Consider the following 14,578-nt stretch of genomic DNA (forward strand, 5'->3'; position numbering starts at 1 on the left):
ATTGGTTTAGGAAATAAGGGGTAACGATAGTCTATCACTGGTCTTACCGGGTAATAACATCAACCTCCGCATAGCCCGGTGCCGAGCCCTCCTGTGTGTTTTTCAGCGCGCGTAATTTAATGTATCGGGCCTTGATGGGTGCGAAGGTTTTGGTTTGCCAGACCGGGCTGTTTTTGATGTTTGAAAACTCGCCTTCACTAACCTGTTTCCAGCTTACGTTATCGGTAGAAACCTCAAATTGGTACTGGGTAATGATGCTGGCATCGGACCACCAGTTCTGGTCGGGCAAGTACCGGAAACCAGCCAGATTTTCTTCTTTCCCCAAGTCAATAACTAAGTCTACCGGCATCTTCAGACTTTTATCCTGATGCCATGAGGTACCGGGGTTACCGTCCAGAACCTGATAGGCCGATTTGGTATCGGTACTCACAATTTTCCAGGCCGCGCGGGCGATATCGAATTTTTCTTCGCTGACGACACTGCTTTGTTTCGTGAATGGATTGTAGGCGATCGCTTTTACGTCAACTTTCCCGTCAGCGGTTTTGGTGGCAGCCGTGTAGCGGGTAGCGGCTGCGGTTGGCGTGCTTCCGTCGAGAGTATAGTACAGTTCTGATTCTGTATCACCAGGCTTGATGTGTATTTCGCCCGCCTGGTCGCGGATAATCTGAGGGGGCGTCAGAATCAGCGGGGCTTTGTAAACGGCAAGATTTGAAATCAACGGGCTGCCTTTGGCATCCAGAATCGTCAGGCGCAGTTGCGTGGCTTCGACGGTCGGGAATCGAAGGATACGTTTATACCCGATGGTCGTTTCTTTGGCTATTTCTTTCCAGCTACCCTTAACGAATGCCTCTACCGTAAACGCTTTGACCCGTTGACCCAGCCGAATCGGCTCCTGCACCAGAAAACGATTGAACGCCGTGGGCTTGCTAAACCGGAGCGTCAGCGATGCCTGACGAACGGCATCGTCTGTGGCCCAGTAGCTCTCCAGATCGGCATCAATGGCTTTGCTGGCCCCGTAGACCGAGCTTTTTCCCCGTACCTGTGAGGAGGTAGCCTGAGCATCGTTTGCCAGATTAAGCGCGAATGCTTCGTTGGTAGCTTTAGCAAAGGCCTGTACGGCTTTTTCGTCTTTCTCGTGAATCAGGCCGTTGGGCATAACCGGGAAATTGAGCAACAGCGTAGCGTTTCGACCAATGGAGTTATAGTAAATATCCATCAACTGGGGCAGCGTTTTTACCAGCCTATCTTCGCGCTCATGGTAGAACCACTCGGGCCGAATAGAGGTATTTACTTCGCCAGGCACCCACGCGTTGCCGTTTTCTACGCCGTGGCGCAGCATTTGCTCCGGTACGTCGCCGGTCGCATTCAGTAGACTCCAGTTGGTTTCCCCTACATACCCGGCTTCGGTGCCCACCCAGCGAAGGTCGGCCCGATCGCCACCGTCGTTCCAGATAACGATTTTGGGTTGGAGTTTACGAACCAGTTTGTACGTATTTGGCCAGTCGTAATACGTTTTCGAATCAATCTTGCGCGTCTCGTTGGCTCCGCCATAATAGCCTGACCCGCCATTGGCTCCGTCAAACCAGACTTCAAAAATGTCACCGTAGTTCGTCAGCAATTCCTGCAACTGGTTACGGAAGTAAGTGATGTATTCGGGCTTGCCATAGTCCGGATGGTTTCTGTCCCAGGGCGATAAATACACGCCGAACTTCAATCCATATTCTTTGCAGGCATTGGCCATTTCGCGTACGATATCGCCTTTCCCGTTTCGCCAGGGCGCGTTCTTTACGGAATATTCGGTGTACTTCGACGGCCAGAGACAGAAGCCACTATGGTGTTTAGCGGTAAAAATGATCCCCTTCATCCCGGCCTCTTTACAGATACGGGCCCATTGCCGACAATCCAGTTTGGTTGGATTGAATAGTTTGGGGTCTTCATTCCCGAGCCCCCAGGCCATGTCGGTGTACGTATTTATCGAGAAATGGATGAACGCGTAGTATTCCATTTTTTGCCAACGCAATTGATTGGCGCTGGGCAAAGGGCCAACCGGTTGAGGGGGCAATGTCTGCGAAAAACCAGCAAGGCCGGTTAGCAGGGAAAACGCGAGCGGAACAAAAAAAGAGTTAAGCATAAGGAGTAGTACGCGGGCCTTATCCGATTAATGAAACAGAAATTGACCCTGCCGGAGCAGGTCAGAGGGAACGGCATTATTCCGTCTTAGCGGGTGTATAGCCCAATATCGACAGCATCTCAGCAGCATAGCGTTTGCCTAATTTCCGGTATCCGGCCGCGTCAAAATGCAGGTTGTCGGCCGAGTCGGTACAGCCCGCCGATGAAATGATGTGCGCGTTTTTGATGGTTTGCGGCAGCGTGGCAATAATGTTGTTCATGCTGGCACAAATGCCACCCTGATCTGCATTCACCGTCTCGCCAGCCAGCAGCGGCACTTTTCTGGGTTTCAGATTCAGGTCGTTCATCAGGTTATCGTAAACTACTTTAACCTTTCTGGTCCACAGCGTATCGTTGGTATTTGATTCGCCCTGGTGCAGCAGAATACCTTTGATGACGCCGTCCTTCTGCGCCAGTTTCGCCATCTCGACCAGCCGGGCGTACGGGTTCCCGTCATAGTCTTTCAGCATACCCTTCATCCAGTCGGGCACATTGGTGGTATAGGACTGGTACTGGTCTTTGTCGAATAGTTCTATTTTACAACCCCCCACGGCCACATTGATAACGCCTATCCTGACCTTTTCAGGAAGAGTGGCGACCATTTCGCGACCAAAATAATCGGCGGGCGTAAGGCCCGTCCGGCAACGGCATAACGGTGGAACGGCGGTGTACCAATGCCCTTTCGTCCGGTTGAGGGTTGGGCAATTGACGGCTTCCATTACCTGAAACCGGCTGTTTACGTTGACCGTATCCTGCGGTTCGAATTTGGCGTTCCCTTCCATGTTCGACTGCCCGAAACAAAGAAAAATGTAAAAATTCTTGTCCTGCGCCGAAGCGCTCAGGCTCCAGAAAAGTAAGAGAAGTGTAGCAACCGAAAAACTCTTTTTCATGAAAGGTAAGGTTATTGTGACCATCGAAGAGATTAGTTTGCTGAAGGCGAAATCGTGTTGGTAATTCGGAAATAATCGAAGTCGGCGAAACCGCCCGCTTGCTGAGTCGCATACGTGAACAGGCCAAACCGGTATCCCATAAAATGCGGGATGGTGTACGGCATAGACAATGGTTCGCCAATAGCTGTCCAGGCTTTCCCATCAAGGCTATAGAAGAAATGAGCGACATCCTTCCGATCCCGGAAATTACATTCCGCTTTCAGGTAGACTGTTTTCTGGCTCACCGGAACCCGCTGCACCTCAACCGGCTTCCCCGACCCGGCGCTGACCATAACAATCGACCGGCTTCCCTTTTCGACCTTCACGCCCACCAGGCCGTAATTCTTTTGCAGGAGACTCAGCCCCGCAAAATCGCCCTCGTTTAGGTTCGACACATCAAGCGCCGTAACACCGGTACACTCGGGGCCAATGGTTCGCTGGGTCAGGGTGTTGCGGGCCAGCACAAACGACGTATCGGTCCGGCCGGTTTTCAGACGCAGATACCCTTTCCGCTCCGTCACCGACCAGCTTTTGTTATCGGGATTGTGGTTCCATTGCCAAACCAGCGGCAGGGCAGCCTCCCCTTTTTTGCGGGTAAATTCGTCGGAGGCCACAAGGCCGGGAATCAATCCTTTGCTGGGAGGCAGATCGAGTGTTTCGGGTGCCTTCCCATTTTCGCCCAACACGGGCCAGCCATCTTCCCACTTAACCGGAATCAGATACGGTATGCGTCCGACACCGCCAGCATCCCGAAAAAGATAAGCATACCATTTTCCATCGGGCGTATCGATCAGGCCGCCCTGCGCCACGCCCAAATCCTGAAAAGCGACTCTTCCTTCCCAGGGACCCGTCAATTTAGCCGCACGGTGTAGTACAACGGTACGCATCCCCCCTTTAGGCCAGGTGATGTTGAAGAGATAATAGTTCCCCTTCACCTTGAACACCTGCGATCCTTCGGCGGGTAAGCCGCCACCGGTACCCGAGGGGGTGCTGGCATTTTCGATGATGACCTGTTCGGTAGTGCCTGGCTTTACGCCCGAGGCATCGGCCAGTAGTTCAACTAACCGAAGTTTGCCTGCTCCGTATAGCAGGTATGTTCGTCCATCATCGTCAAAAAACAACGAGTGGTCGTGGTAGGCAGGAGCAAACGAGGTCGCTTTCCAGGGTCCTCTTTCAATATCTTTTGTCGTGTAAACATACGTTTTCCCCGTGGTCTGGGCAAACGTGGTTACGTAGTAGGTGCCCCGATGAAAGCGAAGACTACTCGCCCACGAACCCCGGCCGTAGGTGCTTTTGCCGTTGGTCAGGGTCAGCGCATCGACACTGGCCAACGTATCGTAGGCATACCCAACCAGTTGCCAGTTCACCAGGTCTTTCGACTTCATGATGGGCAATCCCGGACTCATATGCATAGTCGTACTGCTCATGTAGTAGGTATTGCCCACGCGAATCATGGACAGGTCGGGGACATCGGCAAACACAATGGGGTTATGGGCTTTTTGCGCCACCATCGCGAATGGCAGCAGCAGCCCAACGGCCACCAGGCAGTATCGAAACGCCCTGTTTTTCATAAACGTGAGACTATTTTACTTTTTGTACATCGGATCGTCTCCGGCGTATTTCAGAAACTGGAACGACGCCGAATTGGTCGTGGCCTCCCCCGACGAGGTTGCGTACATACCGTACAGGCATCCGATAAAACCACCCGCTACTTTAGTACTCAGGAACTTACCATCTACCTTGTTCTTTAGTGACATCCAGTTTTTCGAGTCGATGGAGTAGTCGAAGGCATAGCTATCTCCGTTCGAGGAAATACGCAGGCCAACGTTGCCCGTTTTTGTTTCCAGCGGAGCTTCGGTCAGCAACTCCATGTCTTTCGATTTGGGTTTACTTTTATAAAGTTGCAGCACATCTGTACCCTGCGCCTTCGATTTACACAGGAAATAAAAGTGGTCTTCATCCTGTAAGATCATTAACCCGGCTTTTTCGTTGTCTGATGCTGGCGCAAACGTCAGTTCGGTTTCGGCTACGCTGTTGAGGTGTTGCTGGCGCTTTCCGATGAACGACGGATTCCCCATCTCCATTACGGTTTCGGGCTTCAGTTTTAGCGTGAGCCCCTCCTTCTTCGACAGCGAGTACGCGTTTTTATCGTGGGTGCGCATAAACAGAAGCGCCGGATCGAGAGTCTTGTCGAAGGTGAGCGTATACGCAAAATTGCCCGACTGTGGCAGTGCTCCCTTCTGCTTAATCTCTTTGTAGTTGACCGGGTAACTGTACGATATAGCCTTTTCACCATGCTCGATCATGGGCCATTCGTCCTTCCAGCTTACAGGTGCAATGAACGTTTCGCGACCCGTATTGTAGTAGTCGCTTTCGTAGGGTCTGACGGCCAGAAAAATGCAGTACATCTTGCCATCCGGCCCGTCCACGAACTGTGCATGCCCCGCCGATGTGATGGCGTCTTTCCGGTCGGCAGGTAGCCCGCGCTGGGTCAGGATCGGGTTACCGGAGAAAGGTACATAAGGGCCCCAGACATCTTTACTGCGCAATATTACTTCGGAATGATTGACCGATGTACCGCCCTCGGCCGCGTAGAGGTAATACCAGCCATTTCGTCTCATAATGTGCGGGGCCTCGATCCAGACCGGCTTTTTGGAGAGGTCCACACCCCCGTTAACGAGTTGCTTTTCTTCGCCGATTACGGTTAGTTTCACCGGATCGAATTCATACATCCGAATGGTCCGGTGGCCTGGGTATAACGGCTTGCGGTCGGGAGCATCGCTGTTGTAAAGAATGTACGCTTTGCCCGCTTCCTCATCGAAATAGATAGATGGGTCGATGCCATGTACCGCCGGAAGTTTAACGGGCTTGCTCCACGGCCCGGCGGGGTTTTTGGCCGTAACAACGAAGTTTCCGTCATGATCGATGTCAGTGCAGGTCACGTAATAAGTACCCTTGTAATAGCTGATGGCTGGTGCAAAAAGGCCGCGTGTCAGGCGTTCGCCCATGAAATCCATTTGTTCGGGGCGATCAATGACGTTACCGATCTGTTTCCAGTTTTTCAGGTCTTTGCTGTGCATGACCGGAATCCCCGGAAAATAAGAAAAGGTCGAACTGACCAGGTAATAGTCAGGACCTACCTTCACGATGCTGGGATCAGGGTAAAAGCCGGTCAGGATGGGATTGACCAACGAGGTCTGGGCAACGAGTAAATGACTTCCAAACAGGCTAAGCGCTATAAGAAGGGCCTTGTAAAGGCGATTTTTCATAAGGGTTTGCGTTGATTCGTTTTGCTTGTTCTCTTTTTCATAATCCTTCATTTTTGTCAGGCCACCGGTGCGGCAGAAATGATCTCCAGCAAATACTAAAATGCTTGCTATCGAAGATCCCTCCTGTCATCGGGATGACAACAAAAGCAATGACAAGATATACTATTGCGCCACCAGCGTATAGACGTTACCAGCTCGCGTCGGCAGGTCGTACACCAGCGTTTCTTTCAGTGATGGAGCCGCTACATTGGCCTTCGGCGAGACAATGGCCGATGGTGTTTCTTCGACGGAGTAAAACAGGTTGCTGTTCGTACCGGATGCTCTCGTCAACGCTCCTCCATTGATTTTCATCGCATTGGGTACCCGTAGACGAAGGTTACCACCCAGGTTTGATTTGACGGCTACTTTGGTCAGCTTGCCGCCGTTCCATTCCATATTCACAACCTCGAAACCACCCCGCGCCCGCAGTCCGCTAAGGCTGCCGGTCGGCCAGACATCGGGCAGCGCGGGCAGCAAATGAAGGCTACCGTCACTGCTTTGCAGGAGCATTTCGGTGATACCCGACGTGCAGCCGAAATTACCATCAATCTGGAATGGGGGGTGCGCATCGAACAGGTTGTTGTACGTACCACCGCCATCTTTGTTGACCCCCAGGGGCGTCAGTTGGTTCTGAATGAGCGTGTAGGCATGATTACCGTCCTGAAGTTTGGCCCACCAGTTCACCTTCCAGCCCATGCTCCAGCCCGTCGACACGTCGCCCCGCTGAATCAGGCTGGTGCGGGCCGCATTGAACAGGTCAGGGGTGCGGTAAGCTGAAATCTGATTGGACGGAAACAGGCCGTACAAGTGTGAAATATGCCGATGCTTGTCGTCAGGATCGTCTACATCGTCCAGCCATTCCTGCAACTGACCGTACTGGCCAATGTGCATGGGCGGAAGTTTGGCGCGCTTCTGTTTCAGGATAGCCACAAAATCAGCGTCTTTTCCCAGTCTCTCGGCGGCCCGGATCGCCGTACTGAACACGTCGAATACAATCTGGTTGTCCATCGTTGTCCCCGCATCCAGCGATGAGCCGCCATGAGCTTTCGGCGCGTTTTCAGGCGATGTACCGGGGTTCACGACCAGCCAGTGATACGTTGGATGTTCAACCAGAAAATCGACGTAGAACTGAGCGGCCCCTTTCAGAATCGGGTAGACCGACGCCAGGTATGCCTTGTCGCCGTTGTAGAGGTAATGTTCCCAGAGATGCTGACTGGTCCAGCCGCCCCCAGCCGTCCACATACCCCAGAAAGCCCCGTCTACCGGCCCGTTGATCCGCCAGATGTCGGTGTTGTGGTGGGCCATCCAGCCACCGGCTCCGTACATGACTTTTGCCGTTTCCTGGCCCGTTTCCGCCAACTCTTTCACCATTCGTAGAAAGGGTTCGTGCAGTTCGGCCAGATTGGTCCGCTCGGCGGGCCAGTAGTTCATCTGGGCATTGATGTTAATGGTATACTTGCTGTCCCAGGGCGGGCGCATTTTGTTATTCCAGATACCCTGCAAATTAGCCGGTTGACTGCCGGGTTGGGAAGAGGAAATCAGCAGGTAGCGTCCATATTGATAGTACAGCGTAACCAGTTGCGGATCATTTACCGACCGAAACTGGCTCAGGCGTTCGTCGGTAGGCAGTTTAGCCGCATCTGACAGGCCACGCTCAGTTGGACTCAGGTCAAACCTGACCCGGTTGAAATAGCGCTGATAGGCAGCCACGTGCGGATTTAGGATTGCCGCAAACGATTTGGGATATGCGTTAGTCATATACCCAGCCGCCCGGTCACGCTCGTTTCCGCTGAGGTCCTTGTAGCTGATAAAGTTGGTCGCTATAGCTATGTAAATGGTGGCCGCAGTAGCCTCTTTGACGACAAGCGACGTATCATTCGCCGAGAGCGTACCGCCGGTCGTTTTGATGCGGGCAATCCCGTTGAACTTCACCATGCCTTTTACCCCTTCGTGGTCTGATGTAGTACCGGCGATGGTGAGTTCAACGGGGTTTGCTTTGGTAATCGAATTAGGTTGTGGAGTAGAAAAGGAAGCGGAAAACGACAGCTTGCCAGGTTTACTAGCGGTTAATTGCATCACTATAACATTGTCCGGTAATGAGGCCAGTACCTCCCGCGTATACGTCACATCGCCGACGGTATACGACGTCTTGGCAACGGCTCGCTCAATATCCAGTTCGCGGTAATAATTGGTGTAGGCATCATGACCATTGAAAACAAGATTCAGGTTGCCAACGGGTTGAAACATCTGCCCGTGCGACTTTTTGGTAAGAATCGACTTGTTGGCCAGTTGCTCCGCTTCTTTTTGTTTGCCCTCAAAAATCAATTGTCGGACTTCGGGCAGGGCGGCCAGTGCATTCGGGTTGTCATTGCGATTGGGGCCACCCGACCATACGGTATGTTCGTTAAGCTGAACGGTTTCTTTTCCCACATTACCATAGACCATGGCCCCCAGTCTGCCATTCCCGATAGGTAGCGCATTTTCCCAGACGATACCGGACGGCTTGTTGTACCAAAGTCTCAGCGCAGACTTGGTTTGCGAAAAACCGGACAGGGATTGAACCAGGAAAACGAGGCAGATGAGTAGTCTCATAGAGGTACTGGAATAGTATACCGACAGTATACCGTACAGAAGCAGTAAGAGGGCCGATTTCTAACCCTCTTACTACCTATATTATATTAAATTTTCATCATCAATAACCGGGGTTTTGCGAAAATTTAGGCCCATCCACAACCCGGTCGATCTGCGATTGTGGAATCGGCCGTAGCATATGGAAATCCTGGATATAAGGGGCTGCTTCTGGATTCCAGGCTTTCACACGGCGCACCAGCGAACGAGTACGGACCAGATCGTGCCACCGCTGCCATTCACCGAAGAATTCACGGCTGCGTTCATCCAGGATAAAGTCCAGCGTAACGTCCGATGGCTGCATCGTCATAGCCGTTACAGCAGCCGCATTCTGAGCCGCCGTATTCGTTTTGCGGTAGGCCGCCCGCTGCCGTACAACATTGATCAGGGCAGCCGCTTTGGTAGCATCTCCCGCTTTAAAGTAGGCTTCGGCTCCGATCAGGTACACATCCGAGAAGCGGTACAAGACACAGGGGCGGGTCGATGGGTCATTGAAGTTGGCGCCCCGGCTAGGGTCCATGAACTTTTTCAGCGCCGGGAAAATACCATTGTTCCACAGGCTTGGTGGCACGACAATCCCTTTGAAGGGCCGGGTCCCGACAAACTGGGGCGCCCCCGTCACTTCGTAATCAGGCAGCCAAACGGCGGTATCGGCACCGGCAACCGTCGTATACCCAATACCCCGCTGATTGTTGGTGGCATTGGCGGTATTGGTAACCGATGTATTGGCGATATAAACGGTATAGAACGAGTTCATAAACCGGGAATCGACATCGCGCGTAGTAAAGGCCTGGTCCAGAAAATAGCTCTTGCCGACATTATCGCCACTCTTCTGTTTATCGCTATTGGGCCGCATCCGCACGTACGGACGACCGTATTGCGAATCCCGGATCATCAGCGATGTTCCGTTGTTTACATAGGTCCCCGACGCATTTTTGTAGGAATTGATCCCACTATTATTCGGATAATTCCAGTTGGTTAACCAGGGAGTCAGATTCTGAGCAGCCCCACCACCAGCAGCCCCACCTACCGTATAATAGCCATATTTTGGGTCGAGCACGTGATCGCTGACAAACATGGTTTCCTTACCATAATCGTTGGCTGGCAAAAATGCGTCGCCGTAATCCTGCCATAAGTCAAGCCCATAGGTCGATTTATTGGCAATAACGTCGGCGCAGATAGTAGCCGCCTGCGTAAAATCAGAAGCCGTATTATTCAGCCAGCCACGGGTTAGATACGCCTTGGCCAGCAGCAGCTGAGCCACGGGTTTGGTAGCCGCTTTGCCCAGAAACGGCGCGGTTGGCGTGTTCGGCAAGTCAGCAGCGGCTTCGGTCAGGTCTTTGATAATCTGCTCGTATACCTGCGCTACCGGCTGGCGGGAGGCCGCCTGTGAGGGAACTGTAATAAACGTCGTATTGAGTGGTACATCACCCCAGGTCTGTACCAGATAAAAGTACCAGAAACCCCGCAGAAACTTGGCTTGGGCTAGATACTGTTTCCGGGTAGCATCGGGCAAATCAACCGTTTGCCCGTACTGAAGCACCCCGTTTAGCGTATTAATATCCTGAAAAGCAATTCCCCAGGCCGAGCCAAAGTTACTTCCGTTCAGGCCATTGTAATCGTAAGATGTCGAGGACCCTGCGCTGGCCCCCCGGAGAAATTCATCCGTACCAACCTGCATCTCAGCAGTGAATCCCTCCGTCCCCCACTGGGAACGAATGTCATTATACACCCCAGCAATGCCACCCAATACCCCGGACGAACTATTGAAATACGTTGGAACAATCTGGGATTGCGGGTTTTCGTCTAATATTTTTTCGCAGCTGGTATTAAAAAGAGCGAGGCACGCGACAAGCAGCGATATAGTCAATTTTTTCATCGTCACTACGAATTAAAATTTAAGATTGACACCGAACGTAAATTGGCGAACGGGTGGGTTATTGAGGTTTATGGCGATCTGACGCGTTGGTGTTGCGGTATCCGCTCCCTGAGCACTCACGGTCGAACCGGCATAGCCATTGCCTTCCGGATCGACGGCCAGTTTATCATGCACCAGGGGCGAATACAGAATCAGCGGATTGGTGACGTTCAGGTAAAGCCGGGCCGAACTCATACCCACTTTTTTGAGGAACGTTCCGGCCACCGTGTAGCCCAGGTTGATGCTTCGGATTTTAATGAACGAGCCGTCATAATAGCCTAGCGTCGAGGCATAGTACTGAACAGCATTACCGGCGTCGGGCGCCGGGAACGCGTTGGTTGGGTTGGTTTCGGTCCAGTAGTCGACTTTTACCTGATTGGAGCGAGCCTGGTTGAAGAAGGCAAAACCGCCCCCCCCACCCGAGTTACCAGTCAGGTACGGCACCACCACGTTCATACCCATCCGGGCAAACGTAACAATCGACAGGTCAACGTTTTTGTAGTTGAACCGGTTGGTCAGACCCGCTTCGAATTTAGGCTGGAAATTGCCCAGAATCTGCCGGTCGGAGGGATCTATCTTTCCATCGCCGTTGACATCCTCGACCCGGATTTGACCCGGCTGCTGAGCCGGAGAGGTTTGCTTGGCCAGCGTACCGTTTTCCTTGTCGGCGGTTTGCCAGATGCCAATCTTTTTGTAGTCGTAGATTACCGTAAGAGGTTGCCCAACGAACCAGCCAGCCCCAACGTTAGACTGTTCGGTTGGCGTGGTCAGCTGCGTAATTTTTTCGCGGTTGAAATAATAAATGGCATCCACACTCCAGTTGAATCCTTTCGGATTTCTGAAGATATCGACGGTCAGGGATGTTTCCAGACCCTTGCCTTCGGTTGCCCCCAGGTTTTTTAGCGTCGAACCGGCCCCGTTACTGGCTGGCAGTGGAACGGACAGCAGAATGTCTTTGGTTTTTTGATGGTAATAATCCACCGAACCCGTAATGCGGTTGTTCAGGAAGCCAAAATCAATACCAAGATCCACCTGTGCGGTCGACTGCCAGCCCAGGCCCGTGGCGGGTAGACTCGTAACCGTATAGGCTAATTGCTGTCCGGCGGTTCCAGTACCAAAATTGTAATAACCCGCCGACAGCGATCCCAGCGTTGAATAGGCCCCTACATTTCGGTTACCCGCCAAGCCCCAGCTCCCCCGCAGTTTCAGATTTGAAATAGCCGGCACGTTTTTCATGAAAGGCTCCTCGATGATATTCCAGCCCGCACCAATAGCCGGGTAGTTGAAGTACCGGTTGGCAGGCGACAGGGTTGACGAACCATCCCGGCGCAGGGTCAGGGTCAGCAGGTAGCGGTCGTTATAGCTGTAATTGACTCGTCCCATATACGACAGCAAACCCGTTTCGGTGAAGGAGTTACCGTAGTCGGTAGCCGCCACCGGCGTACCGGATGCCAGCGCAAAATTTGACGTTTTAATGTAGTCTGCCGGAACCCCTGTGACCGTAAAGCGGCTGCCCAGCGAGTGGTTCTTGGTGTATTCATACAGCACCGTTGCGCCTAGTTTATGTTTGCCAAACGTTTTATCATAGTATAGCAAATGCTGGAGGTTGACATCCCAATACTCGGTGTTGCTCACTTCAGCGTTAGACGATGACTGAACCGTGGCACTGTTAAAATAAGTCAGCGGGCCATTGTATCCGTTGAAGTTCGACTGGCTGAAATTCAAACCCGCGTTGAAACGATAGCGCAACCCGGGCAGCAGGTTTACTTCGGCATACAGGCTGTTGAACGTCCGTAACGAACGGGTCCGGTTGAAATACGAATCCTTTTTGGTGATAATCGTTAGCGGACTGATCCGGGCCGCATCGATAGAGCCTTCTGCCGGGAACAGATTTACCGACCCGTCGGCATTATAAGGCGATGCCAATGGCGTTAAACTGACCAGACCACCCGGAACGCCATCCCCACCGGGCGTACTGGTGTAGGTTAGCGTATTGAGCGTGTTCAATCCTACCTTAATCCGATTGCCAATGCGTTGGTCGACGGTAGCCCGGATATTGACCCGGGTAAAGCTTTGACCGGGAATGACGCCTGTTTCGTTAAAATAACCCAGACCCAGCGAATACTGCGTGTTCTCGACGCCACCCACCATACCCAGTTGGTGGTTAGTCATAAAGCCGGACTTATAAATCAAATCCTGCCAATCGGTCGAAACACCGGAAGCCAGTGCTGCCTGCTCTTTGATGGTTAGCGGGTAAGCTGACGTACCGGGAGTTGCCCGATTGTACTTGGCAGCATCGGCTTTAAACTGGGCATACTCGGAGCCATTAAAGACATTGTATTTGCCCATGATGCTGGTTACGCCATGATAGCCGTCGTAGCTGAAAACGGGTTTGCCCACTTTCCCCCGTTTGGTGGTTACGAGAATAACCCCACCTGACCCCCGCGATCCGTAGATAGCCGTAGCCGAGGCATCTTTCAGAATCTCCAGGTTAACGATGTCATCGGGGTTAATGTCGTTCAGCCCACCGTAGGGAATACCATCAACAACAACCAGCGGACCGTCCAGCCCGTCGCCCCCCTGCTGGCTGGTCGTCAGGGTCCGGTTGCCACGAATACGAATCTGCCCCTGCGAACCGGGTGTCGAGCCATTGCTGACGATAGAAACCCCAGCCGCCCGACCTTTCAACTGGTTGACCAGGTTAGGAGCGGGTACTTCTTTGAGGGTCGTTTCGTTGACGGAGGCTACAGACCCCGTAATATCGCGTTTACGTTGTACGCCATAGCCCACAACGACTACTTCATTCAGCGTTTTGTCATCGTTCGCCAGGGTGACATTAATTGTCGATTGCGAACCGACGGCTACTTCCTTACTCAGATAGCCGATGAACGAATACACAAGCACTGCATTCCGGTCCGGTACACTGATCCGGTACGTACCGTTTCCGTCGGTGGTTGTACCGCGCTGGGTCGACTTGATCTGGATGTTGACGCCTGGCAACGCTTCGCCATTTTCGGCTGTAACCCGGCCTGTTACCTGGATGTCTTGCGCCTGCTCGGTGTTGATCTCGTCGGATGTCTTGTCCTGCTGACTGGCAGCGGAAATGCCTTCTCTGCGGATAACAATTTGCTGACCCACTACCTCATAACTAAGATTAAGCGGAGCCAGAATGCGCTCCAGCACTTGCGAAAGCTGCTCATTTTTAGCCTGATAGGTTACTTTCCGCTTCGATTGAATGATTTCCCGACTAAACAGAAACTGAACATTCGTCTGTTTTTCGATACGCCGGATCGTCACTTCGACGTCCTCATTTTGAGCGGAGATTGTGATCCGCCGATTCAGAAGTTCCTGGGCTTTACCATCAAGGGCGAAGCCTATGTTTGTTAGCGTAAGGGCAAGTAAGAGTTGCAGGGTAGAAATTCTCATAATCCTGATCCAAACATTGCGATCGGTGAAACGGTAATGCATACATTTATGCGTTTTTGTTGGTTTTAGGAAAGCGACAAAACAAGTCCCCTCTTTAGCCGAGAACTTAATGTGTACATATGACACATTTGGGGACACTTGAGCGATAGTGTTGGTAGCACTATCGCTTTTCTGTTAAAAAGAGATAGTTTTTATTCCAT

At 52.3% G+C, this 14,578-nt stretch carries 7 protein-coding genes; all 7 read right to left on the minus strand.

Annotation, left to right across the window (positions count from 1 at the left end; translation table 11 throughout):
- Window positions 1-43: 43 nt before the first annotated feature.
- A complete protein-coding gene (locus tag ACYU87_RS13645) occupies window positions 44-2,131 on the minus strand; it encodes an alpha-L-fucosidase (protein WP_461134637.1) in 2,088 nt (695 codons plus the stop codon).
- A 76-nt stretch (window positions 2,132-2,207) separates the two neighbouring features.
- Entirely contained in the window at window positions 2,208-3,059 is an 852-nt protein-coding gene (locus ACYU87_RS13650) for a sialate O-acetylesterase (protein WP_461134638.1), read from the minus strand.
- A 32-nt stretch (window positions 3,060-3,091) separates the two neighbouring features.
- A complete protein-coding gene (locus ACYU87_RS13655; RefSeq protein WP_461134639.1) occupies window positions 3,092-4,669 on the minus strand; it encodes a glycoside hydrolase family 43 protein in 1,578 nt (525 codons plus the stop codon).
- Between the two features lie 15 nt (window positions 4,670-4,684).
- Window positions 4,685-6,367, minus strand: coding sequence for a glycoside hydrolase family 43 protein (locus tag ACYU87_RS13660; RefSeq protein ID WP_461134640.1), 1,683 nt, complete (start codon window positions 6,365-6,367; stop codon window positions 4,685-4,687).
- 162 nt (window positions 6,368-6,529) lie between these two features.
- On the minus strand, window positions 6,530-8,998 hold the full coding sequence (locus ACYU87_RS13665; RefSeq protein WP_461134641.1) for a glycoside hydrolase family 95 protein: 2,469 nt from the start codon (window positions 8,996-8,998) through the stop codon (window positions 6,530-6,532).
- Window positions 8,999-9,098: 100 nt separating this feature from the next.
- A complete protein-coding gene (locus ACYU87_RS13670) occupies window positions 9,099-10,913 on the minus strand; it encodes a RagB/SusD family nutrient uptake outer membrane protein (protein WP_461134642.1) in 1,815 nt (604 codons plus the stop codon).
- A 12-nt stretch (window positions 10,914-10,925) separates the two neighbouring features.
- Window positions 10,926-14,378: a TonB-dependent receptor gene (locus ACYU87_RS13675; RefSeq protein WP_461134643.1), complete on the minus strand. Its 3,453-nt coding sequence runs from the start codon at window positions 14,376-14,378 to the stop codon at window positions 10,926-10,928.
- Between the last annotated feature and the right edge of the window lie 200 nt (window positions 14,379-14,578).

It is taken from the genome of Spirosoma lituiforme (assembly GCF_054776635.1).